28 protein-coding genes are annotated in these 26,966 nt (G+C 71.6%); 24 read left to right on the forward strand and 4 right to left on the reverse strand.

Annotated features, from left to right (window positions below):
• The first annotated feature begins 92 nt into the window (after positions 1-92).
• The 10 genes from ftsY to IF46_RS0107115 all read left to right on the forward strand — a co-directional run bounded on the left by ftsY (position 93) and on the right by IF46_RS0107115 (position 11,896).
• A complete protein-coding gene (gene ftsY, locus IF46_RS0107070; protein ID WP_030487471.1) occupies positions 93-1,277 on the forward strand; it encodes a signal recognition particle-docking protein FtsY in 1,185 nt (394 codons plus the stop codon).
• Between the two features lie 6 nt (positions 1,278-1,283).
• The gene (locus IF46_RS0107075) at positions 1,284-2,147 is read left to right on the forward strand and encodes an aminoglycoside phosphotransferase family protein (protein ID WP_198041377.1); all 864 of its coding nucleotides are present in this window, start codon (positions 1,284-1,286) and stop codon (positions 2,145-2,147) included.
• 275 nt (positions 2,148-2,422) lie between these two features.
• Entirely contained in the window at positions 2,423-3,826 is a 1,404-nt protein-coding gene (locus IF46_RS0107080) for an ammonium transporter (protein ID WP_030487473.1), read from the forward strand.
• 25 nt (positions 3,827-3,851) lie between these two features.
• A complete protein-coding gene (locus tag IF46_RS0107085) occupies positions 3,852-4,190 on the forward strand; it encodes a P-II family nitrogen regulator (protein WP_172862163.1) in 339 nt (112 codons plus the stop codon).
• An 11-nt stretch (positions 4,191-4,201) separates the two neighbouring features.
• Entirely contained in the window at positions 4,202-6,478 is a 2,277-nt protein-coding gene (locus IF46_RS0107090; RefSeq protein ID WP_030487474.1) for a [protein-PII] uridylyltransferase, read from the forward strand.
• A gap of 190 nt (positions 6,479-6,668) precedes the next feature.
• Entirely contained in the window at positions 6,669-7,823 is a 1,155-nt protein-coding gene (locus IF46_RS0107095) for a sensor histidine kinase (protein ID WP_232233957.1), read from the forward strand.
• Positions 7,820-8,476, forward strand: a complete 657-nt coding sequence (locus IF46_RS0107100; RefSeq protein WP_030487476.1) for a response regulator transcription factor — start codon at positions 7,820-7,822, stop codon at positions 8,474-8,476. The genes IF46_RS0107095 and IF46_RS0107100 overlap by 4 nt, the downstream gene beginning before the upstream one ends.
• Before the next feature lie 115 nt (positions 8,477-8,591).
• The gene (ffh, locus tag IF46_RS0107105; RefSeq protein WP_030487477.1) at positions 8,592-10,151 is read left to right on the forward strand and encodes a signal recognition particle protein; all 1,560 of its coding nucleotides are present in this window, start codon (positions 8,592-8,594) and stop codon (positions 10,149-10,151) included.
• Between the two features lie 68 nt (positions 10,152-10,219).
• Entirely contained in the window at positions 10,220-10,798 is a 579-nt protein-coding gene (locus IF46_RS0107110) for a Uma2 family endonuclease (protein WP_030487478.1), read from the forward strand.
• Between the two features lie 18 nt (positions 10,799-10,816).
• Positions 10,817-11,896 carry an amidohydrolase family protein gene (locus IF46_RS0107115; protein WP_030487479.1) on the forward strand — a complete coding sequence of 360 codons (1,080 nt, stop codon included), beginning with the start codon at positions 10,817-10,819 and terminating at the stop codon, positions 11,894-11,896.
• 30 nt (positions 11,897-11,926) lie between these two features.
• Here IF46_RS0107115 and IF46_RS0107120 read toward each other — a convergent pair whose 3' ends face one another.
• On the reverse strand, positions 11,927-12,529 hold the full coding sequence (locus IF46_RS0107120) for a TetR/AcrR family transcriptional regulator (protein ID WP_030487480.1): 603 nt from the start codon (positions 12,527-12,529) through the stop codon (positions 11,927-11,929).
• Positions 12,530-12,646: 117 nt separating this feature from the next.
• On the opposite strand from IF46_RS0107120, the gene proS reads away from it, so the two are divergent.
• The 12 genes from proS to IF46_RS0107180 all read left to right on the forward strand — a co-directional run bounded on the left by proS (position 12,647) and on the right by IF46_RS0107180 (position 20,915).
• The gene (gene proS, locus IF46_RS0107125; protein ID WP_030487481.1) at positions 12,647-14,053 is read left to right on the forward strand and encodes a proline--tRNA ligase; all 1,407 of its coding nucleotides are present in this window, start codon (positions 12,647-12,649) and stop codon (positions 14,051-14,053) included.
• 49 nt (positions 14,054-14,102) lie between these two features.
• The gene (locus IF46_RS0107130) at positions 14,103-14,723 is read left to right on the forward strand and encodes a DUF402 domain-containing protein (protein WP_030487482.1); all 621 of its coding nucleotides are present in this window, start codon (positions 14,103-14,105) and stop codon (positions 14,721-14,723) included.
• A gap of 229 nt (positions 14,724-14,952) precedes the next feature.
• A complete protein-coding gene (rpsP, locus tag IF46_RS0107135) occupies positions 14,953-15,423 on the forward strand; it encodes a 30S ribosomal protein S16 (protein ID WP_030487483.1) in 471 nt (156 codons plus the stop codon).
• A complete protein-coding gene (locus tag IF46_RS0107140; RefSeq protein ID WP_172862164.1) occupies positions 15,398-15,658 on the forward strand; it encodes an RNA-binding protein in 261 nt (86 codons plus the stop codon). Before rpsP ends, IF46_RS0107140 begins: the two co-directional genes overlap by 26 nt.
• Entirely contained in the window at positions 15,658-16,218 is a 561-nt protein-coding gene (gene rimM, locus IF46_RS0107145) for a ribosome maturation factor RimM (protein ID WP_030487484.1), read from the forward strand. Before IF46_RS0107140 ends, rimM begins: the two co-directional genes overlap by 1 nt.
• An 11-nt stretch (positions 16,219-16,229) precedes the next feature.
• On the forward strand, positions 16,230-17,003 hold the full coding sequence (gene trmD / locus IF46_RS0107150) for a tRNA (guanosine(37)-N1)-methyltransferase TrmD (RefSeq protein ID WP_030487485.1): 774 nt from the start codon (positions 16,230-16,232) through the stop codon (positions 17,001-17,003).
• A gap of 144 nt (positions 17,004-17,147) precedes the next feature.
• On the forward strand, positions 17,148-17,504 hold the full coding sequence (gene rplS, locus IF46_RS0107155; protein WP_030487486.1) for a 50S ribosomal protein L19: 357 nt from the start codon (positions 17,148-17,150) through the stop codon (positions 17,502-17,504).
• Between the two features lie 181 nt (positions 17,505-17,685).
• The gene (gene lepB / locus IF46_RS0107160) at positions 17,686-18,555 is read left to right on the forward strand and encodes a signal peptidase I (protein WP_030487487.1); all 870 of its coding nucleotides are present in this window, start codon (positions 17,686-17,688) and stop codon (positions 18,553-18,555) included.
• A gap of 10 nt (positions 18,556-18,565) precedes the next feature.
• Positions 18,566-19,201 carry a signal peptidase I gene (gene lepB / locus IF46_RS0107165; RefSeq protein ID WP_030487488.1) on the forward strand — a complete coding sequence of 212 codons (636 nt, stop codon included), beginning with the start codon at positions 18,566-18,568 and terminating at the stop codon, positions 19,199-19,201.
• Between the two features lie 54 nt (positions 19,202-19,255).
• Complete coding sequence (locus IF46_RS32310; protein ID WP_084597813.1) at positions 19,256-19,789, forward strand: NUDIX hydrolase; 534 nt, start codon at positions 19,256-19,258, stop codon at positions 19,787-19,789.
• Entirely contained in the window at positions 19,783-20,595 is an 813-nt protein-coding gene (locus tag IF46_RS0107175) for a ribonuclease HII (RefSeq protein ID WP_030487490.1), read from the forward strand. The genes IF46_RS32310 and IF46_RS0107175 overlap by 7 nt, the downstream gene beginning before the upstream one ends.
• Positions 20,592-20,915, forward strand: a complete 324-nt coding sequence (locus tag IF46_RS0107180) for a DUF2469 domain-containing protein (RefSeq protein WP_007075222.1) — start codon at positions 20,592-20,594, stop codon at positions 20,913-20,915. The genes IF46_RS0107175 and IF46_RS0107180 overlap by 4 nt, the downstream gene beginning before the upstream one ends.
• A gap of 63 nt (positions 20,916-20,978) precedes the next feature.
• Here IF46_RS0107180 and IF46_RS0107185 read toward each other — a convergent pair whose 3' ends face one another.
• Positions 20,979-22,118 (reverse strand): sulfite oxidase, encoded by a 1,140-nt coding sequence (locus tag IF46_RS0107185; protein ID WP_051723738.1) that lies wholly within the window; start codon positions 22,116-22,118, stop codon positions 20,979-20,981.
• Between the two features lie 195 nt (positions 22,119-22,313).
• Here IF46_RS0107185 and IF46_RS32315 point away from each other — a divergent pair, with 195 nt between their 5' ends.
• Positions 22,314-22,979, forward strand: a complete 666-nt coding sequence (locus IF46_RS32315) for a murein hydrolase activator EnvC family protein (protein ID WP_036391262.1) — start codon at positions 22,314-22,316, stop codon at positions 22,977-22,979.
• Here the strand turns inward: IF46_RS32315 and IF46_RS0107195 are convergent.
• Positions 22,900-24,081, reverse strand: a complete 1,182-nt coding sequence (locus IF46_RS0107195) for an aminotransferase class V-fold PLP-dependent enzyme (RefSeq protein ID WP_030487493.1) — start codon at positions 24,079-24,081, stop codon at positions 22,900-22,902. The two genes, IF46_RS32315 and IF46_RS0107195, sit on opposite strands and share 80 nt — an antisense overlap.
• Positions 24,082-24,125: 44 nt before the next feature.
• Positions 24,126-25,220 (reverse strand): tyrosine recombinase XerC, encoded by a 1,095-nt coding sequence (locus tag IF46_RS0107200; protein WP_030487494.1) that lies wholly within the window; start codon positions 25,218-25,220, stop codon positions 24,126-24,128.
• 335 nt (positions 25,221-25,555) lie between these two features.
• Here IF46_RS0107200 and IF46_RS0107205 point away from each other — a divergent pair, with 335 nt between their 5' ends.
• Entirely contained in the window at positions 25,556-26,791 is a 1,236-nt protein-coding gene (locus IF46_RS0107205) for an acyltransferase family protein (protein ID WP_030487495.1), read from the forward strand.
• The last annotated feature ends 175 nt before the right edge of the window (positions 26,792-26,966 follow it).

Raw genomic sequence — 26,966 nt, forward strand, 5'->3', positions numbered from 1 at the left:
GGCACCGCTTAAGGCGCGGTGGCTGAGACTCCGGGCGCCGCTCGGGGTGCGGTGGCTGGGACGCCGCCGCCTGCATCTGACAGGATTCCGGCATGGCCGAATATCTCGTCCTCGCTCTGGTCCTGCTCGGTGTGTTGATCGCCGGCACAGTCGGGCTCGTCGTGCCGCGACTGCGGCGGCGGCCCGAGCCCCCGCTGCCGCGCACCGAGGTCGACACCAGGGCTGAGGAGGATCTCGCCGGCCCGCCGGTTGAGGCACCGGAGTCCGATCTGTCCACCGGCGTCCTGGTCGAGCCGCCGCCGGTGATCGAGGCGCCGGCCGTGGAGGTGCCCGAGCCGACCGCCGGGCGGCTGGTCCGGCTCCGGTCGCGGCTGTCCCGCTCGCAGAACGTCTTCGGCAAGGGACTGCTCGGCCTGCTCGCCCGCGACCACCTCGACGAGGACGTGTGGGAGGAGATCGAGGACAGCCTGATCACCGCCGACGTCGGCGTCGACGCCACCCGCGACATCGTCGACCGGCTGCGCGAGCGCACCCGGGTCCTCGGCACCCGTTCCGCCTCCGAGCTGCGGGCGCTGCTCGCCGCCGAGCTGGTCAACGCGCTCGACCCGAGCCTGGACCGCTCGTTGCGGACCGCACCCAAGGACGGCGTGCCGGCGGTGGTCCTGGTCGTCGGCGTCAACGGCGCTGGCAAGACCACCACCTGCGGCAAGATCGCCCGGGTGCTGGTAGCCGACGGCCGCAGCGTGCTGCTCGGCGCGGCAGACACCTTCCGGGCCGCCGCCGCCGACCAACTGGAGACCTGGGGCTCGCGCGTCGGTGCGGAGACCGTCCGGGGGCCCGAGGCCGCCGACCCGGCCAGCGTCGCCTTCGACGCCGTCAAGCGCGGCATCGACACCGGCGTGGACACCGTGCTCATCGACACCGCCGGCCGCCTGCAGAACAAGATCGGCCTGATGGACGAGCTGGGCAAGGTCAAGCGCGTGGTGGAGAAGCAGGGCCCGATCGACGAGACACTGCTCATCCTGGACGCCACCACCGGGCAGAACGGCCTGGAGCAGGCCCGGGTCTTCACCGAGGTGGTCAACGTGACCGGCGTGGTGCTGACCAAGCTCGACGGCACCGCCAAGGGCGGCATCGTGATCGCCGTGCAGCGCAAGCTCGGCATCCCCGTGAAGCTGGTCGGCCTCGGTGAAGGCAAGGACGACCTGGCTCCGTTCGACCCGGCGCAGTTCGTCGACGCGTTGCTGGGGACCGAGGCCACCGGCCGGGACGCGTAGTCTCGGGTGACCACTGACGATCGCGCGTACGCGGGCTGGCGTGACCCCGGCCATCCCTCGCAGCGCCTCGGGAGACCGTACGTGACTTCGCAGGAGATCCCGCTGCACGGCGGCAACGTGAGCACCGTTGTCCGCGTGGGTGACACGGTCCGGCGCAACGCCGGGCCTTGGACACCGTCCGTGCACGCGCTGCTGCGCCACCTGGAGTACGTGGGCTTCACCGGCGCACCCCGGGCGCTCGGGATGGACGAGCGCAACCGTGAGGTGCTGTCGTACCTGGAGGGGGAGTGCGGAGAATATCCGCTCGCCCCGCACTGGGTGACCGACGAGGCCCTGGTCACCGTCGCCACCATGCTGCGGATGTTCCACGACGCGCAGTACGGCTTCACCCCGCCGCCAACGGCGGTCTGGCGCTCGTTCGGGCCCCCGCCGCCGGACACCGAGGTCATCTGCCATCACGATGCCGCGCCGCACAACGTGATCTGGCGTCCGGACGGCACCCTCGGGCTGATCGACTTCGACCTCGCCTCGCCCGGAGCGCGGATCTACGACGTGGCGTACGCGGCCTGGACCTGGGTGCCGATCTTCGCGGACCGGGACTCGATCACGCTGGGCTGGAAGCATCCGGACCGGCCGCGTCGACTTCGGCTCTTCGCCGACGCGTACGGGCTGATCCCTCGGGACCGGCACCGGCTGATCCGGACCATCCGCAAACGGATCGTGGACCACGTCGAGGGGATTCGCCGGATGGCTGCCGCCGGTGAGCCGGCGTTCGTCCGGATCGTGCACAAGGGCCACCTGCGCCGACCGATGCGCGATCTGCGGCTGCTCGACTACGAGCGGCACACCCTGGAGGACGCGCTCCGCTGAGCGCCGACGGTCGATTCTCGGCCGGTCCCGTCGAGCGGACCGGTCGATGCCTCTGGCCGGTCAGCCATCGACGATCGCCATCTGGGCGATCTACCCCTGTCCATACCGCTCACTGTGCAGAGTTCGTGACACGTACGAAACAACCCGTCACGGAACGGAAACCCGCGCGGGACCCTGGGTGAAACAGCCGGCCGCGAAGCTTCCGCGCAACCGGCCAACGGGCGACGCTGCCCCGGAAAGCCGCGAAGGAGGACTTCACCCTTTAGGAGGCCAGCGTGCCTGAAGCACCGACGATCGACGGCGCCAATACCACTTGGCTGCTGGTGTCGACCGCGCTTGTGCTGCTCATGACCCCCGGACTGGCGCTGTTCTACGGCGGCCTCAACCGGGCCAAGGGCGTACTCAACATGATGATGATGAGCTTCTCCGCTATCGGGCTCATCTCTATTCTGTGGTGGTTCTACGGATTCAGCGTCGCCTTCGGGGCCGACGTGAACGGCTTCTGGGGTGACCCGGGCGCGTACCTCGGCACCAAGACGTTCCTCGCCGAGACCGACCTGTGGGGTGCCACGGCGGAGAACCCCAGCGGCATCGGGGTCCCGCTCTACGTGTTCATGGCCTTCCAGATGGTCTTCGCGGTGATCACCGTCGCGCTGATCAGCGGTGCCATCGCCGACCGGGCCAAGTTCGCCGGCTGGCTGCTGTTCGCCTTCGGCTGGGCCACCCTGGTCTACTTCCCGGTCGCCCACTGGGTGTGGGGCGGCGGCATCATCGGCGCTGACATCCACGCACTGGACTTCGCCGGCGGCACCGCCGTGCACATCAACGCCGGTGCGGCGGCCCTGGCCGTGGCCCTGGTGCTCGGCAAGCGGCTCGGTTGGCCGCGTGAGGGCATGAAGCCGCACAACATCCCGTTGGTCGCGCTCGGCGCGGGTCTGCTGTGGTTCGGCTGGTTCGGGTTCAACGCCGGCTCGGAGCTGACCGTCGACTCGGTCGCCGGCCTCGCCTTCATCAACACCCAGCTCGCCACGGCGGCGGCGGTGCTCGGCTGGATCGCGGTCGAGTGGGTCAAGACCCGTAAGCCGACGATGGTCGGTGCCTCGTCCGGCGCGGTCGCCGGCCTGGTCGCCATCACCCCGGCCTGTGGGTTCATCGCACCGTGGGCGTCCGTCCTGCTCGGTGTCGTCGCCGGTGCCGTCTGCGCGCTCGCCGTCAGCCTCAAGTACAAGCTCGGCTACGACGACTCGCTCGACGTGGTCGGCGTGCACTTCGTCGGTGGGTGGATCGGCTCGCTCTGGCTCGGCCTCTTCGCCACCAACTCGGTCAACGCCGCGATCACCGACGTGGTGGGCGCCTCCGACGGCCTCTTCTACGGCGGCGGCGCGACCCAGCTCGGGCGGCAGGCCCTCGCCGGCCTGATCGTCACCGCCTGGTCGTTCGGCATCGCCTGGGTGCTCGCCTTCGTCATCGAGAAGACGATCGGCTTCCGCGTCAAGGGTGAGGCGGAGGTCGAGGGCATCGACATCGCCGAGCACGCCGAGAGCAGCTACGACCTGTCCCCGGCCGGTGGCGGCACGGGCGGCGCGTTCGCGATGGCCGGCATCGGCACCCCCGGTGGCGGCGTTACGAAGCCGGAGGCGGAGCCCGCCGAGCCGGTAAGCGAAAAGGTCGCCGGTTAACGTTCCTGGGATGGAGGGGTTGGACATGAAGCTGGTGACCGCAGTCATCAAGCCGTACCAACTGGACGCGGTGAAGGAGGCCCTGCACGCCCTCGGGGTGGCCGGGCTGACCGTCAGCGAGGTTCAGGGGTACGGACGGCAGAAGGGGCACACCGAGGTCTACCGGGGTGCCGAGTACACGGTCGAGTTCCTGCCCAAGATCCGGGTCGAGGTGCTCACCGACGAGATCGACGTCGACAAGGTCGTGGACGCGATCGTCGGAGCGGCCCGCACGGGCAAGATCGGTGACGGCAAGGTCTGGGTCACCGGTGTCGAAGAGGTCGTCCGGGTACGTACCGGCGAACGCGGCCTCGACGCACTCTGACCGCGCCTGACATGACCTCGTTGATCAAGAAGAACGCGTCAGGAAATGCCGACGATGGCAACGCGAACCTCTTGATCAACGAGGTCGTCGGCGTTCCCGGGGGGATCGGGGAGGCGGCCCGGCAGGCGCGGGCTGCGGCCTATGACAGCTTTCTGCGCGGGCTGCTGCCAGCGCGGGAGGGCGTGGCGCTGCTAGCTGTCGGGGGGTTGGGTCGGCGGCAGTGCGCTCCCTACGGCGACCTCGACCTCGTTCTGCTGCACGCGGGCGTGCCCGGCACGGACGAGTTGGCCGCCTCGGTCTGGTACCCGATCTGGGACGCGAGCCTGCGGCTGGACCACTCCGTACGCACCGTCGCCGAGGCGCTCTCGGTGGCCCAGGACGACGTCAAGGTCGCCCTCGGGCTGCTCGACGCCCGGCTGGTCGTGGGCGACCAGGCGCTGGCCGACGCGCTGATCCGTACCGCTGCCGACCACTGGCGGCGCACCGCCGTCCGGCACCTGCCCGGCCTGCGGGAGGTCACCGAAGCCCGCTGGCAGGCCCACGGCGAGCTGGCGTTCCTGCTGGAGGGCGACCTCAAGGAGGCCGCCGGCGGTCTGCGCGACGTGGGGTTGCTGCGGGCGATCTCCGCCGCCGGTGTCACCGACGCGCTGCGCCCGGCCGTACGCGCCGCCCATCTGCGTCTGTTGGACACTCGCGACGCCCTGCACCAGCAGGTTGGCCGACGGGTCGACCGGCTGGTCGCCCAGGAGCGCGACGGGGTGGCCACCCTGCTCGACCTGGAAGACGGCGACGCCCTGCTGCGCCGGGTCGCCGGCGACGCCCGCACGGTCAGCCACGCCCTCGACGACGCCTTCCGGGCCGCCGACCGGCTGCGGTCCGGCCGCTCCCGGGGCGGCAACGACCGCCCGGCGCGTCGCCCGGTAGCCCGTGACGTGGTCGAACACGACGGGGAGCTGGTGCTCGCCCGAACGGCGATCGGCGCGCGCCCCGACCCGAGCCTCTCGCTGCGGATAGCCGCCGCGTCGGCCACCACCCGACTCCCCATCGCGCGGGCCACCTGCGAGTGGCTGGCGGCGTACTGCCCGCCACTGCCCGCCCCGTGGCCGGCCGAGGCCCGGGCCGCGCTGACCACCCTGCTCGGCGCCGGTCCCGGCCTGATCCCGGCCTGGGAGACCTGCGATCGGTACGGGCTGGTCGACGGCTGGCTGCCCGAGTGGACCCGACTGCGCAGCCTGCCCCAGCACAACCCAGTGCATCGCTTCACCCTGGATCGGCACCTCGTGCAGACCGCGCACGAGGCCAGCCGGCACGCCCGCGAGGTGGAACGCCCCGACCTGCTGCTCCTCGGCGCCCTCCTGCACGACATCGGTAAGGGCCTCCCCGGCGATCACAGCACTGTCGGTGTGCCGGTCGCCCAGGCCGCGGCCACCAGGATCGGTCTGCCCGCCCCGGAGGTCGAGCTGATCGGCAAGCTCGTCCGGCTGCACCTGCTGCTGCCCGACGTGGCGACCCGCCGAGACCTGGCCGACCCGGTAACCATCGCCTCGGTGGCCGAGGCGGTCGGCGACACCGGCACCCTCGACCTGCTGCACGCGTTGGTCCGCGCCGACGCGGCGGCGACCGGGCCGGCGGCCTGGTCCGACTGGAAGGGCCGACTCGTCGCCGAGCTGGTCAGCCGGGTCCGCACGGCACTTGACACCGGCGTACTCCCCGAGCCGCCCGCCCCGGACCCGGCGCTGCTGGCCGGGCCGTTGCCGGTCGTCCACCTGACCGGTGACCGGGTGTCGGTCGCGGCGGCCGACCGGCGTGGTCTGCTCGCCACGGTGGCCGGCTGCCTGGCGCTGCACCGGCTTGAGGTGATCTCCGCGGACGCTTCCGCCGTCGACGGCCGGGCCCTGGTCGAGTGCCGGGTGCAGCCCCGCTACGGCCTCCCGCCGGACCCGGTCCCGCTCCGCGCCGACCTGCGTCGGGCGGTCGCCGGCGACGTGTCGGTCACCCAGCGACTGCGCGGCCGTGCGCTCGCCAGCCGTGGCGGCGGCGCGGCGCCCCGGGTGGTCTGGCACCGCGAGGCAGCCACCGACGCCGTTCTGCTGGAACTGCGCGCCGCCGACGCCGCCGGTCTGCTCTACCGGGTCGCCTGCGCGCTCGACGAGGCGGGCGCCCTGGTTCGCGCGGCCCGCATCTCCACTCTCGGCGCCGACGTGGTGGACGCCTTCTACCTGGTCGGCGGCTGGCCAGACGAAGCCACCCGAGCCCGCCTAGAAGCCGCAGTCCTCGCCGCCGTCTAACCCCCTAACCCCCCCACTCCCGCGTCGATCTTGCACTTTCTGTCCCGGCGTATCGGGCAGAAGGCGCATTGCGTCGACACAAAGTGCAAGATCGCGGGGATGGGGGTGGGGTGGGTACGTTGGGGGGCGTAGGGGCGGTGTCGCTTGTGGGCGCAGGTCGGGGGGCGTTGCCGCGGGCAGAATGACGGCCATGCGACGAGGCGGGCAGTGGCGGTGGCCGGGGGTGGCGGCAGATGCCACGCTCGCTCTGGTGCTGCTCGGGTTCGGGCTGCTCGCCACCGGTCTGGCCGGGGACAACCAACCGGGGTCGACGCCGGTGGACGCTGCCAGTCGGGTGCTGATCGTCCTCGCCGCGCTCGCCCTGCTGGTCCGGCGGCGCGCTCCGATCGTCACCCTCGCCGTGGTCACCGTGGCCACCTCGACGTACCTGGTGCTCGGATACCCCTACGGGCCGATCCTGCTCACGTTCCTGATCGCGGTGTACACCGTCGCCGTGCGGCTGCCGGTGGCCCCGGCGGCCCGCGCCGCCGCCGGGGCGTTCGTCCTGTTGTTGGCGCACGTCTTCTTCGCCCGCGGCCCGGCCCCTGGATGGACGGGAGTGCTGCCCGCTTCGGCCTGGGTGGTCGTACCGTTCGCGGTGGGGATGGTGGTGCGGGTCAACCGGGAAGCTGCCGCCCGTGACCGTGTCGAGCAGGCCCGCAGCCGCGCCGAGGAGGCCCGGCGGCAGGCCGACGAGGAGCGGTTACGCGTCGCGCAGGAGGTGCATGACGTGGTGGGGCACGGGCTCGCCGCGATCAGCATGCAGGCGGAGATCGCCCTGCACCTGCTGCCGAAGCGACCAGAGCAGGCGGAGGTGGCGCTGACCGCGATCAGTCGGACCAGCCGCGAGGCGCTGGACGAGCTGCGGGTCACCCTGGGCGCGGTGCGGCGAGGTGCCGAGCGCGAGCCGGTGCCCGGCCTGGCCCGGCTCCCCGCGCTGCGCGACCGGCTCGCCGGGGCCGGGCTCGCCGTCGAGGTTCGGGTGGTCGGTGCCCACCGGGAGTTGCCGGCCGCGGTGGACCTGGCCGCGTACCGGGTGGTGCAGGAGGCGTTGACGAACGTGTTGCGTCACGCCGGGGTGGCGAGCGCGGAGGTGACCGTGGATTACCGCGCCGACGAGGTGACCGTCGAGGTCACCGACCGGGGGACGGGTGCCGGGGCAGCGTTGGCCGACGACCAGGGCGGGCACGGTCTGGCCGGGATGCGGGAGCGGGTCGCGGCGCTGGGCGGGCGATTGACCACCGGGCCGCGTCCCGGCGGCGGATTCCGGGTGTACGCCGCACTGCCGGTAAAGCGGGCGACGTGATCCGGGTGCTGATCGCCGACGACCAGGACCTGGTCCGGCTCGGACTACGCGCGCTCGTGGAGAGCGAGGATGACCTGGCGTTGGCCGGTGAGGCGTCCGACGGGCTGCGGGCGGTCGAGTTGGCGCGCCGGGTTCGGCCGGACGTGGTGCTGATGGACATCCGGATGCCCGGCATCGACGGCATCGAGGCGACCCGCCGAATCGTCGCGGACCCCGACCTGACCGGTACGCGGGTGGTGGTGCTCACCACCTTCGAGCTGGACGAGTACGTCTTCGACGCGCTGCGGCACGGTGCGAGCGGGTTCCTCACCAAGGACACCCGACCGGCCGAGCTGCTGCGCGCGATCCGGCTGGTCGCCGAGGGGGAGGCGCTGCTGTCGCCGTCGGTGACCCGTCGGGTGGTGCGGGAGTTCGCCACCCGGCCGTCACGGGTGCTTCGTCCGCACCCCCGTCTGGACGCGCTGACCGACCGGGAGCGCCAGGTCGTCGGCCTGGTCGGTGAGGGCCTGAACAACGAGGAGATCGCCGTACGGTTGGTGGTCAGCCCGGCGACCGCGCGGACCCACGTCAGCCGGGCGATGGGCAAGCTGGGAGCCCGGGATCGGGCCCAGCTCGTCGTCTTCGCGTACCAGTCGGGGTTGGTCTCGGGGTGAGGCCCGGGCCGGGGCCACAGCGGCCCTGGGGCCGGGCGGCTACCCTAGCGGTGGCCGGACTCCGCAGTGCCGGTCGCGTTGTGCCCGCCGGAACACTGACAAACGGGATGTTCGCGTGTTTGACACCTTGAGTGACCGCCTGTCCGGGATCTTCACCAAGCTCCGCGGCAAGGGTCGGCTCACCGACGCCGACATCGACGCCACCGCGCGCGAGATCCGCCTCGCGCTGCTGGAGGCGGACGTCGCGCTGCCGGTGGTCAAGGGCTTCATCGCGAACGTCAAGGAGCGCGCGCGCAGCTCCGAGGTCTCCCAGGCGCTGAACCCGGCCCAGCAGATCATCAAGATCGTCAACGACGAGCTGATCAACGTGCTCGGCGGTGAGGGGCGACGGCTCCAGTTCGCCAAGCAGCCGCCGACGGTGATCATGCTGGCCGGCCTCCAGGGTTCCGGTAAGACGACCCTCGCCGGCAAGCTGGCCCGCTGGCTCAAGGCCCAGGGCCACCAGCCGCTGCTCGTCGCCGCCGACCTCCAGCGCCCCAACGCCGTCGGGCAGCTCCAGGTGCTCGGTGGTCGGGCCGGTGTCGAGGTGTACGCCCCGGAGCCCGGCAACGGCACCGGTGACCCGGTGCAGGTGGCCCGCGCGTCGATCGAGCACGCGAAGCGCGCCGCTCGCGACATCGTCATCGTCGACACCGCCGGCCGGCTCGGCATCGACGCCGAGATGATGCAGCAGGCCGCCGACATCCGCGACGCCGTCTCGCCGGACGAGGTCATCTTCGTCATCGACGCGATGGTCGGTCAGGACGCCGTCCGCACCGCCGAGGCGTTCCGTGACGGCGTCGGCATCACCGGCGTGGTGCTCTCCAAGCTCGACGGCGACGCCCGCGGTGGTGCCGCGCTGTCGGTCCGCGAGGTCACCGGGCAGCCGATCCTGTTCGCCTCCACCGGTGAAAAGTTGGAGGACTTCGACGTCTTCCACCCCGACCGGATGGCCAGCCGGATCCTCGGCATGGGCGACGTCCTCACTCTGATCGAGCAGGCCGAGCAGGCCTTCGACTCCGATCAGAAGGAGAAGATGACCGCCAAGCTGATGGGCGGCGAGCAGTTCACCCTGGACGACTTCCTCGATCAGCTCATCGCGGTGCGGCGGATGGGCCCGATCGCCAACGTGCTGGCCATGATGCCGGGCATGGGGCAGATGAAAGACCAGCTCGCCGAGCTGGACGACAGCCACTTCGACCGGGTCACCGCGATCATCCGGTCGATGACCCCGGGCGAGCGCACCAATCCAAAGATCATCAACGGCTCCCGCCGAGCGCGCATCGCCAACGGCTCCGGGGTCACCGTGATGGACGTCAACCAGCTGCTCAACCGCTTCGCCGACGCGCAGAAGATGATGAAGCAGATGGGCGGCATGATGGGCCTGCCCGGCGGTGGCCGGCGCAAGGCGACCAAGAGCCCCAAGAACAAGCGCAAGGGCACCAAGGGCGGCGGTCGTCCGCGTACCGGGGCCGGCGCCGGGTTGCCGGGCGGCTTCCCGGGTGGCATGCCGCAGCTCCCGCCGGGAATGGACCCGAACGACCTCGCTGGCGGCCAGGGCCTCCCGCCCGGCTTCAAGCTCCCGAAGATCGACTTCAACAAGCTCGGCAAGGGCGGCGACAAGGGCCCGCGCTGACGCGTGTTGGTGACGGCGGGCGATGTCATCCTTGCCTAGGGTGATGTCGCCCCCTGGAAGGAGATGTCATGACCGCAGCCCCGATCCTGCCGGAGCGGCACGAGTGGACGGTCGACGACCTCGGTGATCTGCCGAAGGACCTTCCGTACGAACTGATCAACGGAAGGTTGATCGTGCCGTCCCCCACACCGCTGCATCAGTTCATCTGCGGTCGCGTCATGTTCGCCCTGGAACTCGCCTGCCCTGACGACTTCTTCGTCAGCATGGACCAGTCGCTGTCGATCGACCGCCGTAACGAGCCACGACCGGACGTGGTGGTCATCCGGGTCGAGCAGGCCAACCGGTCACCCGTGCCGGTGCAGGATGCCCTGCTCGCGGTCGAGGTGATCTCGCCTGACTCCACTATTCGTGACAGGCACGAGAAGGTTCGCATCTACGCCAACGCGGGCGTCGCGGCGTACTGGGTGATCGACCCGTTGCGGGAGAAGATCACCTTCACCGAGCTGCTGCTCAGCCCCAAGGGCGGCTACGAACCCAGCGTGGAAACCGATGGTCTTGTCACCATCGACCGCCCGTGGAAAGTGATATTGGACCTGCCGGCGTGGACGCGCCGCCGACAGGAGGTCCTCGAACGGGCAAAGAGGTGATCGGGTAGGACTGTGCGCATGGCTCTTCATGTGCGCGGCGTGCTGCTCCCCGACGACGAGGTCCGGGATCTCTGGCTGGTCGGCGACCGGGTGACCTTCACCCCGGTGCCCGGCGCGCAGACCGTCGTGGACGGCGGCTTCGTGCTGCCAGGGCTTGTCGACGCGCACTGCCACATCGGCATCGCCCGAGGTGGCGCCCCGATCACCTCGCTCGATCAGGCCCGCGAGTTGGCCCACATCGACCGCGACGTCGGTGTGCTGGCGATCCGCGACGCCGGCTCGCCGTACCCGTACCCCGAACTGGACGACGAGCCGGGCCTGCCGCGACTGGCCCGCGCGGGCCAGCATGTCGCCCCGCCGAAGCGCTACCTGCGCGACATCGGCGTGGAGGTCGGCGCCACCGACGTGGCCGCGACGGTCGCCGCGCAGGCGCGGGCCGGCAACGGCTGGGTCAAGCTGGTCGGCGACTGGATCGACCGGGGAGTGGGTGACCTGGCGCCGGCCTGGGACGCGGACACCCTCACCGCCGCCGTGCGGGCGGCGCACGACGCCGGGGTACGCGCCGCGGTGCACACCTTCTCCGAGTCCGCTGTCGAGATCATGGTGCGGGCCGGAGTCGACTCGGTGGAGCATGGCACCGGGCTCAGCCTCGACCTGATCGACGAGATGGCCCGCCAGGGCACCGCGCTGATCCCCACAATGATCAACATTGCCACCTTCGGCGGCATCGCCGAGCAGGCGCGGGGCAAGTTCCCCGGGTACGCCGAGCACATGCTCGCGCTACGCGACGGTTTCCCCGAGGTGGTGCGCGCCGCGCACGAGGCGGGCGTGCCGATCTACGTGGGCACCGATGCCGGGGGCGGCATCGACCACGGACTAGCCGCCGAGGAGATGCTGCTGCTGCACGAACAGGCCGGCCTGGCACCCATCGACGTACTCGCCGCCGCCTCCTGGGGCGCCCGGGAGTGGCTCGGCTTCCCCGGCCTGATCGAGGGCGGCCTCGCCGACCTCACCGTCTACCCCGAGGACCCCCGGAACGACCTGCGCGTCGTTCGTGCCCCGTCCCGCACGATCCTCCGTGGCCGCGTGATCCGCTGACCAGCGGGCAGCCTGCGGCGGGTGGCGGGGTCAGGGGGCTGGGCGGGCGGCGGCGCTGAAGAGGTGTACGGCGAGGTTGGCGAGGGCCGTCGCGGTCTGCCCGATTGGTTCCCGGGGGAGCACGATGTGGCTGACCACCAGGCGGACGATGGTGTCGGCGGCGAAGGCCAGCGCGGCCTGGTCGGCTCCGGGCAGGTGGTCGCCGGCCCAGTCGATAAGCGTGCCGGACGCCTCGGTGAGCACCACCTCGGCGCGGGTCGTGAGGTACGGCAGCAGCTCGTCCGACCCGCCCCGGGCGCTGGTCAGGATCGCCTTGACCAGCGGGTTGTCCGCCGCTGTGGCGAGGGTGTGCGCGATGGCGGCGTACGCGCCGGCTCGCACGTCGGAGCCGTGTGCGAGCAGCGCGTCGCGAACATCGCCGACGAACCGGTCCACCTCGGCGCGGGCGAGCGCTTCGGCCAGCCCCGCCTTGCTACCGAACTCGTTGTAGACGGTCTGCCGGCTCACCCCGGCCGTGGTGGCCACTCCGCCCATCCGGACCGCGTCCCACCCGGCGGCGATGGTCCGCGCGCGGGCGGCGTCCACGATCGTGTCCCGCAGCCGCTGGCGCGGTGAGTCCGTCGAGGTAGCCATGGTGGTCGAATTCTACCGGCGCTCCGTCGACCCACTCAGCACCGTCACGACCCCACTCAGCGCCGTCACGACCCCACTCAGCGGTCTCCGCTCGCCTGGCGCATAGGATGTGCGGTCATGGCACGCGTGCTCACTCCCCGTGCGGAGGATTTCCCCCGCTGGTACCAGGACCTGATCGCTAAGGCGAAGCTGGCCGACAACGGCCCGGTTCGCGGCACCATGGTCATCCGACCGGCCGGCTACGCCATCTGGGAGCGTATGCAGCTCGAGATGGATGCCCGGATCAAGGCGGCGGGTGCGGAGAACGCGTACTTCCCGCTGTTCATCCCGGAGAGCTACCTCAAGCGCGAGGCGCAGCACGTCGAGGGCTTCTCGCCGGAGCTGGCGGTCGTCACCCACGGTGGTGGCAAGCCCCTGGCCGAGCCGGTGGTGGTGCGGCCGACCAGCGAGACGGTCATCGGCGAGTTCATGGCCAAGTGGATCGACTCGTACCGGGACCTGCCGCTGCTGCTCAACCAGTGGGCGAACGTGGTCCGGTGGGAGCTGCGCCCGCGGATCTTCCTGCGGACCAGCGAGTTCCTCTGGCAGGAGGGGCACACCGCGCACGCCACCCGCGAGGACGCCCGGGCGTACGCGCGGCGGATCCTGCACGAGGCGTACGAGGACCTGATGGTCAACGTGATCGGCATTCCGGTGGTGGTCGGCCTGAAGACGACGCGCGAGCGCTTCGCCGGCGCGACGGCCACGTACACCTGCGAAGGCATGATGGGCGACGGCAAGGCGCTGCAGCTGGGCACCAGCCACGAGCTGGGTCAGAACTTCGCCAAGGCGTTCGACATCAGCTACTCGGCCAAGGAGGGCGGCCGGGAGCACGCCTGGACCACCTCCTGGGGCACGTCCACCCGGATGCTGGGTGGCCTGATCATGGCGCACGGCGACGACAACGGCCTGCGCGTGCCGCCGAGGCTGGCCCCGATCCAGGCGTACGTCATGATCGTCAAGGACGGCGAGGGCGTCGCGGAGGCGGCGGCCAAGCTGCGCGATGGCCTGCGCGACGCCGGTGTCCGGGTCGCGCTCGACGACCGGACCGACACCCCGTTCGGCCGCCGGGCCGTCGACGCCGAGCTGCGCGGCTATCCGGTACGCGTCGAGGTCGGCCCTCGTGACCTGGCCGTCGGCAACGCGACGGTGGTGCGCCGGACCGACGGGTCGAAGACTCCGACGCCGGTGGCCGACGTGATCGCCGCGGTGCTGGCCGCCCTGGAGACCGACCAGCAGGTGCTGCACGACCAGGCGCTGGCCAATCGCGAGGCGCGCACGGTGGAGGTGGCCACCCTGGCCGAGGCGATCGAGGCTGCCGCGACCGGTTGGGCACGGGTGCCGTGGTCGGCGGTCGGCGTGGCCGGCGAGGCCGAGGCGAACGGTCAGGGCGTCACGGTGCGCTGCCTGCTGCGCGCCGACGGCTCGGTACCGGACTCCGAGGACGAGCCCGACCTGATCGCCATCCTCGCCCGCGCCTACTGAGGTGCGGCCGGGCAACCCTGTCGACCGGTTCGCGCCGGGCCGGCTGATCATGCACCGGAACGTGCGGCACGGCCGGATCGGGTGGGTCCGGCCGGCCCGCGTGGTCAGCGACGACGATCGAGGGTTGCTGGTCTGGATCGTCCGGGACTCGCCGGTGGCCCACGAGGTGACCGAGGCCGGGCTCAACATGCGCGCGCTGCCGTTCGCCCAGTGGGTCGCTTCGGAGTACCGGATGGCGCACGGGCGGTGGAACGGCCCGCCGCTGCTGAAGTTCCTGCCCACCGGGGCGGCGCACTCCGTCTGGTGGTTCCGCGACGCCGAGGGTCGGTTCGCCAACTGGTACGTCAACCTGGAGGAGCCCGGTGTCCGCTGGGACGACGGCCCGGTGGCCGGCGTCGACGTGGTGGACCAGGACTTGGACGTGGTGGTGCGGCCGGACCTCAGCTGGGAGTGGAAGGACGAGGACGAGTTCGCCGAGCGGCTCGCCTTCGGCGCCGACTACTGGGTGACCGACGAGAAGGCGGTACGCGCCGAGGGGGAGCGGGTGATCGCGCTCGCCGAGGCCGGTGAGTTCCCGTTCGACGGCACCTGGTGCGACTTCACGCCCCCGCCAGGATGGGACGTACCGGACAAGCTTCCACCGGGATGGGACCGTCCTCCGGTGCGTTGAGCGGTGTTCCAGGTCACCGACAACGAGGTGTACGGGTCCGATGCGTGCGATCGGCAGCGGATCTGGCAGAATGGGTCGCTGGTATCCGGCGCGCGTCCGGCGCCCTCTAACCCGGGCACGTCGCTAGTCCACCGAGTAGTCTCCGGCCCAACCCCACGGGTCCGGTCGGCGCTCACCCATGCACACCGCCCGCCTGGGCCGGTGAGATCGCAACAGGAGCGAAACAACTGTGGCCGTAAAGATCCGGCTCCTGCGGATGGGCAAGATCCGCAACCCGCAGTACCGCATCGTCATCGCCGACTCGCGCACCAAGCGTGACGGCCGGGCGATCGAGTTCGTCGGGGTGTACCAGCCCAAGGAAGACCCCTCGATCATCGAGGTCAAGTCGGAGCGGGTCCAGTACTGGCTGTCCGTCGGCGCTCAGCCGAGCGAGGCGGTGCAGCGGCTGCTGGAGCTGACCGGTGACTGGCAGAAGTACAAGGGCCTGCCGGCCCCGCCGCCGCTCCTGGTCGCCCCCGAGCGGGCCGACCGCAAGGCGGCGTACGAGGCTGAGGCGAAGGCCGCCGCCGGGCTCGCCCCGGAGACCCCGGCCAAGCCGGCCAAGAAGGCCGCCAAGGCTGCTGAGGCTCCGGCCGAGGCGCCGAAGACCGAGGCTCCGGCCGAGGCCCCGGCCGCTGCCGACGCCGGTGAGCAGGCCTGACATGCCACTGCGTCCGGCGTTGGAGCACCTGGTCAAGGGCATCGTCGACCACCCGGACGACGTCCGGGTGCGGATGGTCGATTCCCGTCGGGGCAAGCGGCTCGAAGTCCGCGTGCACCCCGAGGACCTCGGCACGGTGATTGGGCGGTCCGGTCGGACCGCCAAGGCGCTGCGCCAGGTGATCGGCTCCATCGGCGGGCGTGGGGTTCGCGTCGACATCGTCGACTCGTACTGATGCAGCTCGTCGTCGGCAGGATCGGCAAGCCGCACGGTGTCCGCGGTGAGGTCACCGTGGAAGTGCGGACCGACGAACCAGAGGCACGGTTCGCCCCCGGCACAGTGCTGCGCACTGAGCCGGGGGCGACACCCCCCTCGCCCGCCACGGCGGACGAGCCTGGGGTGCCGTTCCGGGTTCCGGCGGAGCTGACCATCGAGGAAGCCCGCTTCCACCAGGGCCGGGTGCTGATCGCGTTCGGTGGAATCCTGGACCGCAACACCGCCGAGGCGCTGCGCGGCACCCTGCTCGTGGTGGACAGCGCCGACGTGACCCCACCGGACGACCCGGAGGAGTTCCACGATCACCAGCTGGTTGGGCTGGCCGTGGTGACCCCGACCGGCGAACGCCTGGGCGAGGTCGCCCGCATCGACCACGCGCCCTCGTCCGACCTGCTGGTGCTGCGGCGCCCCGAGGGGCGTACCGCGTTGATCCCGTTCGTCCGGGCGATCGTTCCGGAGGTCGACCTGGCCGGCGGACGTGTGATCGTCGACCCGCCCGCCGGACTGCTCGACCTTTAGGACCACCCCGCATGCGCGTCGACGTCGTGTCGATCTTCCCGGAGTACTTCGCCCCGCTGGACCTGTCGCTGATCGGACGGGCACGGGCCAACGGCGTACTCCAGCTCGCCGTGCACGATCTGCGGACCTGGACCCACGACGTGCACCGCACGGTCGACGACACCCCCTACGGTGGCGGGCCGGGAATGGTGATGCGGCCGGAGCCGTGGGGTGAGGCGTTGGACGCCCTCGCGCCGACCGAGGCCCCGCCGCCCCGGCTGCTGGTGCCGTCGCCGGCCGGTGCCCCGTTCACCCAGGCCATGGCGTACGAGTTGGCGGCCGAGTCGCATCTGCTCTTCGCCTGTGGCCGCTACGAGGGGATCGACCAGCGCGTCCTGGCGCACGCCGCCACCCGGATGCCGGTCACCGAGGTCTCGCTCGGTGACTACGTGCTCTTCGGCGGCGAGGTGGCGGTTCTGGTGATGCTGGAGGCGGTCACCCGGCTGCTGCCGGGGGTGCTGGGCAACGCGGGCTCGCTGGACGAGGAGTCGCACGCGCACGGGCTGCTGGAAGCGCCGATCTACACCAAGCCGCCGAGCTGGCGTGGGCACGACGTGCCGGAGGTGCTCCGCTCCGGGGATCACGGCAAGATCGCCCGCTGGCGGCGCGAGGAGGGTCTGCTGCGCACCGCGGCCCGCCGTCCGGACCTGCTGGCCGCGTTGCCCGCCGATCGGCTCGACAAACGCGACATCGCGGCCCTGGACCAGGCCGGATTTCAACCTCCGCCGGGGGATGTGGCAAAGTAGGGGGGTTGCCGCATCCGTCCGCGCCCGCGGTCGGCTGCGAGGATCCCCGACCGGGGGTCGGTTCGCCGATCTCCACCCGGGAATCAGAATCACCCACCCGCGCACCGAGTGACGGTGCGCCGTGAGCCTTACGAGGACGCAGCGATGAACATCCTGGACGCCCTTGACGCCCAGTCGAAGCGGACCGACCTTCCCGACTTCCGGGCCGGTGACACCGTCAAGGTGCACGCCCGCGTCGTCGAGGGCAACCGGTCCCGTGTCCAGATCTTCCAGGGCGTCGTGATCCGCCGCCAGGGTGACGGTCTGCGCGAGACCTTCTCGGTCCGCAAGGTCAGCTTCGGTGTCGGCGTCGAGCGGACCTACCCGATCAACGGCCCGGGCATCGACCGGATCGAGGTCGTGACCCGCGGTGACGTGCGTCGCGCCAAGCTCTACTACCTGCGCGAGCTGCGCGGCAAGAAGGCCAAGATCAAGGAGAAGCGGGAGAAGCAGCCCAGCTGACTTCCCGCTCGCCACGCCGCCCGAGCTGCGCGTATGCCGTACCGACCAGAGCGCACTACCCTGGTCGTACGGGCGCAGCGAGGCGGCGGTCCCGCCCACGTGGCGGGCAGTTGTCCACTACCGCCCGTGGAGCCTCGACGAGGCTCCCGGGCGGTGGTGTTTCTGCGGACCGGGGAGTGGCGTGGTGCAGACGCTTGACGAGGACGGCACCGTCGATCCGTGGCGCCGACGGGCTCGCCGCACCCGCCGGCAGATGCCCCTCTGGCAGGAGTTGCCGCTACTGCTGGTGGTCGCGTTCTGCCTGGCGGTGCTGATCCGCACCTTCCTACTTCAGGCGTTCTTCATCCCGTCCGGCTCGATGGAGGACACGCTCCTCGTCGGTGACCGGGTGCTGGTCAACAAGGTCGTCTACGACGTTCGTGACCCGGTGCGCGGCGAGGTGGTGGTCTTCCGGGGCACCGACCGCTGGGCGCCGCAGGTCGACGAGGAGCCGAAGCCCGGCGTCGCCGGCCGGGTCGCCCGTACCGTCGGAGACCTGATCGGGGTGAGCCGCCCCGGTGAGAAGGACTTCATCAAACGGGTGATCGGTCTCCCCGGCGACCGGGTCAAGTGCTGCGACAGTCAGGGGCGGGTGACCGTCAACGGCACGCCGCTCAACGAGCCGTACGTCCTGCGGGACTCACCACTGGACCTGCCACCCAACCCGTCGGAGTGCCGCTCCCGGCGCTTCGACGAGGTCGTCGTGCCGCCCGGTCAGATCTTCGTGATGGGCGACCACCGTGAGGTCTCCCAGGACGCGCGTTGCCAGGGGCCGGTGCCGATCGACAACGTGGTCGGCCGGGCCTTCATGGTGGTCTGGCCCTCGTCGCGGTGGAGCGGGTTGTCGGTGCCGTCGACCTTCGAGGACGTGTCCGGGCCGGCCGCGGCGTCCTCCGGTGCGCCTCCGGCGCGACCGACTCCGCAGGGCGGTGGGCTGCTGATTCTTCCGTTGGCAGTCGCACTACGTGGTTCCCGCGCGTTCCGGACGATGCCGTCCAGCCCGGCAACGTAGGCTCCTTGGCGTGATTGACGAGCAGACCGACAAGCCGCGCAGTTCCTTCTGGAAGGAACTGCCGATCCTGCTGGGTGTGGCGATCCTGGTTGCGGTGCTGGTCCGCGCCTTTGTGCTGCAGACCTTCTTCATCCCCTCCCCGTCCATGGAAAATACCCTCAAGATCGATGACCGGGTGCTGGTCAACAAGCTGGTCTACGACTTCCGATCACCGCATCGCGGCGAGGTGATCGTGTTCAAGGCTCCGACCGAGTGGAGCGGCAACCCCGACGGTGAGGACTTCATCAAGCGGGTGATCGGCACCCCCGGCGACCACGTGGTCTGCTGCGACCCGCAGGAACGGTTGATGATCAACGGCAAGTCACTGGACGAGCCGTACATCTTCTCCATGAACGGAATTCGCGACAAGCCCGCCGACCAGGAGTTCGACATCACCGTGCCGGAGGGCCGGCTGTGGGTGATGGGCGACCACCGCTCGGCCTCCGGTGACTCCCTCGAGCACTGGCAGCAGTCCCAGCAGAACATCACCGAGGCCACGATCCCCGAGGACGCCGTGGTCGGGCGGGCGTTCACCGTCTTCTGGCCGGTCAACCGGGCCACCTGGCTCACCGTGCCCGACTCGTTCGACGGCATTCCCAAGCCGTAGACCGACGGGGGCGTGGGCGATCCGTCGTCGGTCTGGCAGGCTGGTGCGGTGACCGTGAGCGCGAGAGGTGAGCTTGCGAGCCCCGCAGGCGCGACCAGTGGCGACCGTGCCTACACGCCGCGACGCGCGGCCCGCGTGCTGCTCGTCGACGCGGCCGGCCGGGTCCTGCTGTTCGAGGGCTTCGACCCGGCCCGACCCGGGCACCGCTACTGGTTCACCCCGGGCGGCGGGCTCGATCCGCTGGAGTCCCCGGCGGCGGGCGCGGCCCGGGAGTTGGCCGAGGAGACGGGCCTGCGCCTCGACCCGGCCGAGTTGGGCGAGCCAGTCTGGGCCGACGCGACCGAGTTCTCCTTCGACGGCGTCTGGTACCGCCAGGAGCAGGATTTCTTCCTCCTCCGGGTGGGCTCCTGGCAGGTGGACACCACCGGCTTCAACGACGTCGAGCGGCGCAGCATCGCCGACCACCGCTGGTGGCTCCCCGACGAGTTGGCGGCCAGCGGCGACCGGTTCTACCCCCCAGAGTTGCCCGCTCTGCTGACCCGGCTGGAGCGCTCGGTCGCCGCGCGTCAGGACGAGGCGTCGTGCTGACCCCGCCGCGCACCGTGGTGCGCCGTGAGGCCGGCCTGTACGCCCTGGAGCGGGCGTTGCAGCGGCGTGGCTTCCGGCACGTCGCCGGCGCCGACGAGGCGGGCCGGGGGGCATGCGCCGGCCCGCTGGTGGCCGCCGCTGCGGTGCTGCCCGAGGGGCGGCGCGGCGAGATCGAAGGGCTGGCCGACTCGAAGCTGCTCACCCCGGCCAGCCGGGAACGGGTGTACGCGGAGGTGGTGGACCGCGCGCTCGCGTACGCCGTGGTGGTCATCCCGGCGGAGGAGGTCGACGCCCGGGGCCTGCACGTGTGCAACCTGGCCGCGATGCGTCGGGCGCTCGCCTCGCTCACCACCCGCCCGGAGTACGTGCTGACCGACGGCTTCGGCGTGGACGGCCTGGGCGTGCCCGGTCTGGCGGTGTGGAAGGGCGACCGGGTGGCGGCGTGCGTGGCGGCGGCCAGCGTGCTCGCCAAGGTCACCCGGGACCGGCTCATGGTGGAGCTGGACGGGGTGTTCCCCGCGTACGGCTTCGCCGAGCACAAGGGCTACATCACCCCGGAGCACTCCGCGGCGCTGCGGGAGCACGGGCCCTGCCGGGAGCACCGCTTCTCGTACGTCAATGTCGCCGCGGTCTCCGGCCGCGACGGCCGGCCGCCGCGTGCCCGACGGCCCGGCGGCCACGGGCCGGATGAGCCGATGGAGCGCTCCGGGGCGTCAGGGGGTACCGTCGGCGTGGCGTTGGGCGAGCAGCCTCGGCCTCCGACGCCGGTGGGGGAAGATGTGGCCATGGAAGGCGGAGTGCGATGAGCGCGGAAGATCTCGAGAAGTACGAGACCGAGATGGAGCTGCAGCTCTACCGGGAGTACCGCGACATTGTCCGCCAATTCTCCTATGTGGTGGAGACGGAGCGTCGGTTCTACCTGGCCAACCAGGTCGACCTGCACGTGCGTAACTCCGACGGCGAGGTTTACTTCGAGGTCGAGATGCACGACGCCTGGGTGTGGGACATGTACCGTCCTGCCCGCTTCGTCAAGAACGTCCGGGTGATGACCTTCAAGGACGTGAATGTCGAGGAGCTGGAGAAGCCCGACATCTCGCTGCCCGCCGACTCCGGCTTCGGCGGCTGAGCGCAGCCGAGCCGCCCCGGCCCTGCCACGGGCCCCCACCCGTGGCGTGACACCCGCCACCGATCACTCGGCCGGCACCACGACCTCGACCCGCTGCACCAGGTTGTTGGCGAAGCCGCCCCGGTTCCACGGCTGCTCGACCGGCTGGGTCCGCCCGGACGCGTCGGTCGCCCGCGCGCCGAGCACGTACCGGCCGGGCGTGGCGACCCACTCGTGCCGCCAGCGCCGCCAGGCGAAATCCCCCGCGTACGCCGGGTCCAGCTCGGCTGGCGTCCAGCTCTCCCCGCCGTCGGTGGTCACCTCCACGGCTACCATCGGCGCGTGCCCCGACCAGGCCCGGCCATCCAGGGTGCACGGGCCGGGTCGCAGCACCCGGCGGCGGGACATGAAGTCGGGAAAGCCGGGCGGGCGGACCAGGGCGCGCGGCTCGATCCGGGTGACCGGCACGCCCGGGTCGTCGGCGTCGCGGCGCACCCGGTAGGCCACCGCGTTCTGGTACCCCTCGAACGGCTCGGTCCGCAGCTCGATCGAGTGGACCCACTTCACGTGCGCCATGCCGTACCAGCCCGGCACGATCAGCCGTAGCGGCGCGCCGTGCTGCGGCAGCAGGGGAGTGCCGTTCATCTCGTACGCCAGCAGCACCTCCTCGCGCAGCGCGTCGGCGATCGGAAGCGCCCGCTGGTAGTCCTGCTCGACCCCGCGCTCGACGCCATGATCGGCGCCGGTGAAGACGACGTCCACCGCGTCCGGGTCGATGCCCGCCTCCCGCAGCAGTGGAGCAAGGGGTGTGCCGGTCCACTCGGCGTTGCCGACCGCCTCCACCAGCCAGGGTTGGCTGACCGGCCGGGGGTGCAGCAGCGCCCGCCCGTTGCCGGCGCACTCCAGGGTCACCTGCTGGGTGACCCGGGGCCGCTCACGCAGCTCGGCGAGGGTGACCGTCAGCGGCCGGTCCACCGCACCGCCGATGGTCAGCGTGTGCGTCGCCGGGTCGAGTTCCGGGATGTCGTAGTGGATCAGCAGGTAGTGCAGCCCGGCCGGCGTGACGTCGTAGCGCAGCGCCTCCAACGGGATGCCGTGGTTGCGGGCCGCGAGCTGCAACTCCTCGGCGCTGATCGCCTCGTCCGGCTCGGCGAGCCGCGACGGTTCGCTCACCTCGGCCACCGTCGGCCCGGTCGGCGGCGTCCGGTCGTCGACAGCGGTCATGCGGGCCTCCCCGGTCCAGACGGCGGCACCCGCCGTACGCGGCCCAGCCTAGGCCCTGCGTGGCGGCCCGAAAACGGCCCGCCTGCCATAGCAGATCATCGAGGCCGATGGGTGCTCGTCCACAGGACCTCTGGTTGTCCACAGTTCGGTCGGGTGGGCTGGCGGACGACCCGGTGTCGGCCGGAGGCTGCCGTCATGCGACCGCCACCCGTTGGCCCGATCGGCCGTACCGTGCTGCTCTGCGCCGCGTTCCCCCTCGCCCTGACCGTCCAGCTCTGCGGGTTGGCGGTGCTGGTCGCGGCGGTGCCCGGCCAACCACCGACGCCGACCGTGCCGGTCGCGGCACTGGTGTCCGCCCCGGAGCCCACCGGGCGGTTCCGCTGGCCGGTCGACGGGCCGCCTCGTCCGGTGCGCCGATTCGATCCGCCGCCCCGGCCGTGGCTGCCCGGCCATCGCGGCGTCGACCTGGCCGCCCCGGCCGCCGCGGTGGTCCGCAGCGCCGGGCCGGGCACCGTGCTCTTCGCCGGTCTGGTGGCCGGTCGACCGGTGATCACCGTCGGGCACGCCGACGGGCTGCGGACCACCTACGAGCCGGTCCAACCCGCCGTACGCCCCGGCCAGCAGGTCACCGCCGGTGCGCCACTGGGCGAGCTGCTCCACGGGCACCCGGGTTGCCCGGCCGAGGCGTGCCTGCACTGGGGCCTGCGCCGGGGCGAGGAATATCTGGACCCGTTGGCCCTGCTCGGTCTCGGCCCGGTGCGCCTGCTCCCGGCCCGTCCGGTCAGCGCTGGGCGAGCAGTGCCGGCAGCCGGGCGGCCAACCGTTCGTACTCGGCGGCGGCGTTGTAGACCTGGCCGGTGAGCCGCAGCCACCCCCGACCGTCCCAGCTCATCACCGCCACCTCGGCGGCGAGCCGCTCACCGATCCGCGTCTGCAACGCCCGCGCCGCGTCGATCGTGGTGGCCGTGCCGGCCGGCAGCGGCATGATGCGCAGCGACACCTCCGGCCCGCCGGGGTCAGGCAGGTCAGCGGGGGTCACCCCGAGCGCGTCCCCCACCACCCGCTGGCCGTACGCGGCGAGCGTGGCGTTGTGCGCACGCACCCGATCGACGCCGAGACTGCGCATCGTGAACAGGCCCGCCGGGGCGGCCAACCAGGACGTGTAGTCGAGGGTCGCCTGCCACTCGACCCGGGCCGGGAAGCCCGACTCCTGCTCCCAGGAGACCACCAGCGGCTCGATCCGGTCCCGCCACTGCGGTGCCACCGCCAGCAGGGCGGTCCCGCGCGGGGCGTACGCCCACTTGTGCAGGTTGCCCACCCAGAAGTCGGCGCCGATGCTGGCCACCGGGGTAGACAGCATCCCCGGGGCGTGCGCGGCGTCCACCAGGACGGGCACGCCGTGCTCGTGGGCCACCCCGACGATGGCGGCGACCGGGAAGAGCTTGGCGGTGGCCGAGGTGAGCTGGTCGACGACGAGCAGCCGGGTCCGCCCGGGGCGCAGGCCGGCGCGGATGGTCTGCACGATCTGCTCGTCGGTGGCGGCCAGGGGGATCGGCAGGACCCGGCTGACCGCGCCGGTGCGGCGGCACTCGCGCTGGATGGCCATGCCCACCGCCCCGTACCCGTGGTCGGTGCTCAGCACCTCGTCGCCGGCTTGCAGGCCCATCGACTGAAGCACCACGGCGACGCCGGTGGTCGTGTTGCCCACCAGGGCGCTGCCGTCCGGGTCGGCACCCAGGAACCCGGCGAGGTGCCGGCGGGTGTGCGCGATCCGGTCGACCAGCCCCTGGGTGAAGAAGCGCAGGGGGTTGGCCTCCATCTCGTCGCGCAGCCGCTGCTGGGCACGCTGCACACCGATCGGCACCGCGCCGAACGAGCCGTGGTTGAGGTGGCTGACCGCCTGGTCGAGAGAGAAGAGCAGGCGGGCGCCCGGGATCGGCTCAGGGGGCTGCGGGACGCTCACCCGATGATCGTAGCCGCCGCGCTGTTGCGCCCTCCGGCCCTTGATCAGGCGCGTGGATGGGCCTGCCGGTACGCGGCGCGCAGCCGCTCGACCGAGACGTGGGTGTAGATCTGCGTGCTCGCCAGCGACGAGTGGCCGAGCAGCTCCTGCACGGCGCGCAGGTCCGCGCCACCCTCCAACAGGTGGGTGGCCGCAGAGTGGCGTAGACCGTGCGGGCTGGTCCGGGGCAGGCCGACGGCCTCGGCATACGCCCCGACGATCTGACGCGCGGTCGTCGGGTTGAGCCGACCGCCCCGGGCACCGAGCAGCAGCGCCTCCCCGGAGCGGGCACCCACCATCGCCGGGCGGCCCCGGCGCAGCCAGTCGTCCAACGCGCGCTGCGCGGGCACCCCGTACGGCACCGAACGCTCCCGCCCGCCCTTGCCGAACACCCGGATCACCCGCCGGCCGTGGTCGACATCCCCAACGTCCAACCCGCACGCCTCGCTGACCCGTACGCCGGTGGCGTAGAGCAGTTCCAACAACACCCGGTCCCGTAGTGGCACCGCGTCGGCCTCGTGCGCTGCGCCCGACGTCGGCCCGGCCGCTGCGTGCGTGCGCGCTGGGTCCGAGGGCTCTGGGTCCGAGGGCTCTGGGTCCGTGCGGGCACGGTCCGTGTGGGCCGTGTTTGCCTGGTCCCCGGGGGGCGGGTGGTGGATGGGCGGTGTCTGCCGCGACGGTGCCTCGACCAGAGCGGCGGCCTGGTCGGCGCGCAGCACGCTGGGCAGCTCCCGGTGCGCGCGAGGGCTGGCCAGCGCGGCGCCCACGTCGGCGGGGAGCAGCCCGGCCCGGTGCGCCCAGGCGCTGAACGCCCGCGCCGACGCGGCCCGCCGGGCCAACGACGTGCGGGCCGCCCCGGTGGTGCGCTGCCGCGCCAGCCAACTGCGCAGCACCGACAGGTCCAGCTCCGCCAGATCGACGCAGCCCATCCGGACAGCGTGGTCGAGCAGCGAGACCAGGTCGGTGACGTACGCACGGACGGTGTGCGCCGACCGGTTACAAACCCGGGACAGGTGCTCGGCGAAGTCGTCGACCGCGTCGCGCAGCGCTGGCGGCAGTGCCTGGTGCATCGCCCGGGTGCCCCGATCGGCCCGACTCATCGTGGCCGCGCCTGGACGCTGGCCCGTTCATCGGCCCTGACACCCTCGCTGACGGCTGGCACGGCACCAGCCTACGGCCGGTCGACGTACGTCACCGGCCATGAGCATGTCCACGCCCATCGCGCCTCAACCTGCACCAGCGACCGCGCATTGTCGTCGAGCGCGTCGGCCGACGGCTGGCGAGCACCTCGATGGTCCGGCCACCCACGTTGCGGGCCCCCAGCGGCTCGACGGTGCTGGGCCTGGCGGCCTGAACGAGTATGAACACGGCAAAGCGGGCCGGCTGCCCAGCCGGGGTCTGGCCCGCAGCCTTTATCTGTCAGGCTGCTGCCGTGATGAAGACCGTGCTCGGTGCCGCCCGGGCGCGCCTTGCCTCCCCGCTAGGCGCCCGCGAGCTCGACCTCGACGTCGTACGCGGCGTCGCCATCCTCCTCGCGATCGGATGGCACCTCGCCGGCAAACCCACAGGTAACCCCGTCAGTGACATCATGCTGCTGCCCACCCGCACATTCGGCTGGGCCGGAGTCGACCTCTTCTTCGTGCTGTCCGGGTTCTTGGTCGGCCGGTTGATCTTCCGCGAGCAGGCGCGCACCGGCGGGTTCGACGCGGGCCGGTTCCTGCTACGCCGAGCGTTCAAGCTCTGGCCGGTCTATTACATGTTCATCGCGTTCCTCATGGTCACCAACATCTGGGACCCGTGGCAGTTCCTGCCGCAGACCATCCACGTGCAGAACTACACGCAAACCAAGCCGCCGCACCTCTGGTCACTCGCTGTCGAGGAACACTTCTACCTCGCGGCCGCGCTGCTGCTGCCGATCGCGTTCCGCCGCCGTGTTCGACCACAGACCCTCGTCAAGGTCATCTTTGGCCTCATGGTGGCCACGCTCATCGCCCGCGTCATCGCGGTCCAACTCGACACGAAACCCGTACTGATCCAGCAGCTCACCCACTTCCGCGTCGATGCGCTCCTCGCCGGCATGCTCCTGGCCGCCGGGTCCGTCTACTACACCGAGCTGTTCGACCGCGTCGTCGCCTGGAAATGGCTCTGGTTCGGCGGCACCGTGCTCGGCATCGCCTGGCTCTGGACCAACAACAAGAATTCCGACCACGGCGCCAGCTTCGGATACTCCGTCGCGTACCTCGGCTCCGCGTCCTTTCTGCTGCTGCTCTACCGTGCCGAGTGGGTGGTCCGTTTCCGTATCGTCCTGCGCCCGATCGGCACGCTCGGCATCTACTCGTACGCGATCTACCTCACCCATGTCTCCGCGGCCGACTACGTCAACCGCGCTGTGGTCAGGGTCGCGCCCTGGGTCAACGAGACCCCATTTCGGCTTGCTGTGCTCTACGCCGGCGTCTTTGCCATCGCGTGGGTGCTTACCCGCGCCGTCGAGTGGCCCGCGCTCAAGCTTCGCGATCGCCTGATTCCGCCGCGTGCCCGCGCCGTGCCGCCAGTGCCGCCGGAGGAGGCGACGCAGCCGTACACCGCGCTCGACGCACCCACCCAGCAGCTACCGATCATCGCCAGCCCGGCGGGGATGTCCACCACCGCGCCGGGTGCGTCGAGCCGGTAACAACGAAGGCGGCCCGGCCCCGGGGGCAGGCAGCCTCCGGGCGGGCCCTCTCCTGGCCGGCGTAGCGCACCAGCGGGACCAGCGTCTCCGTCACCTTTTCCGATGAGCGCGGAGCCCTGGGTGAAGGCGGCCTGGGGCGCTACCTGTTGCCCGCATGGCGTCCGCCGCCGCCAGT

It is taken from the genome of Micromonospora chokoriensis (genome assembly GCF_000718555.1).
Classification (GTDB): domain Bacteria; phylum Actinomycetota; class Actinomycetes; order Mycobacteriales; family Micromonosporaceae; genus Micromonospora; species Micromonospora chokoriensis_B.

Bases quoted from the DNA above. Each gene is read 5' to 3' on its own strand.
- trmD (WP_030487485.1), top strand. From the start codon at position 16,230: ATGCGCGTCGACGTCGTGTCGATCTTCCCGGAGTACTTCGCCCCGCTG.
- IF46_RS0107090 (WP_030487474.1), top strand. From the start codon at position 4,202: ATGACCTCGTTGATCAAGAAGAACGCGTCAGGAAATGCCGACGATGGC.
- rimM (WP_030487484.1), top strand. From the start codon at position 15,658: ATGCAGCTCGTCGTCGGCAGGATCGGCAAGCCGCACGGTGTCCGCGGT.
- IF46_RS0107200 (WP_030487494.1), bottom strand. From the start codon at position 25,220: ATGAGTCGGGCCGATCGGGGCACCCGGGCGATGCACCAGGCACTGCCG.
- ftsY (WP_030487471.1), top strand. From the start codon at position 93: ATGGCCGAATATCTCGTCCTCGCTCTGGTCCTGCTCGGTGTGTTGATC.
- IF46_RS0107095 (WP_232233957.1), top strand. From the start codon at position 6,669: ATGCGACGAGGCGGGCAGTGGCGGTGGCCGGGGGTGGCGGCAGATGCC.
- IF46_RS0107205 (WP_030487495.1), top strand. From the start codon at position 25,556: ATGAAGACCGTGCTCGGTGCCGCCCGGGCGCGCCTTGCCTCCCCGCTA.
- IF46_RS32315 (WP_036391262.1), top strand. From the start codon at position 22,314: ATGCGACCGCCACCCGTTGGCCCGATCGGCCGTACCGTGCTGCTCTGC.
- rplS (WP_030487486.1), top strand. From the start codon at position 17,148: ATGAACATCCTGGACGCCCTTGACGCCCAGTCGAAGCGGACCGACCTT.
- IF46_RS0107115 (WP_030487479.1), top strand. From the start codon at position 10,817: ATGGCTCTTCATGTGCGCGGCGTGCTGCTCCCCGACGACGAGGTCCGG.
- IF46_RS0107120 (WP_030487480.1), bottom strand. From the start codon at position 12,529: ATGGCTACCTCGACGGACTCACCGCGCCAGCGGCTGCGGGACACGATC.
- IF46_RS0107180 (WP_007075222.1), top strand. From the start codon at position 20,592: ATGAGCGCGGAAGATCTCGAGAAGTACGAGACCGAGATGGAGCTGCAG.
- IF46_RS0107110 (WP_030487478.1), top strand. From the start codon at position 10,220: ATGACCGCAGCCCCGATCCTGCCGGAGCGGCACGAGTGGACGGTCGAC.
- proS (WP_030487481.1), top strand. From the start codon at position 12,647: ATGGCACGCGTGCTCACTCCCCGTGCGGAGGATTTCCCCCGCTGGTAC.
- IF46_RS0107085 (WP_172862163.1), top strand. From the start codon at position 3,852: ATGAAGCTGGTGACCGCAGTCATCAAGCCGTACCAACTGGACGCGGTG.
- IF46_RS0107185 (WP_051723738.1), bottom strand. From the start codon at position 22,118: ATGACCGCTGTCGACGACCGGACGCCGCCGACCGGGCCGACGGTGGCC.
- IF46_RS0107130 (WP_030487482.1), top strand. From the start codon at position 14,103: ATGCACCGGAACGTGCGGCACGGCCGGATCGGGTGGGTCCGGCCGGCC.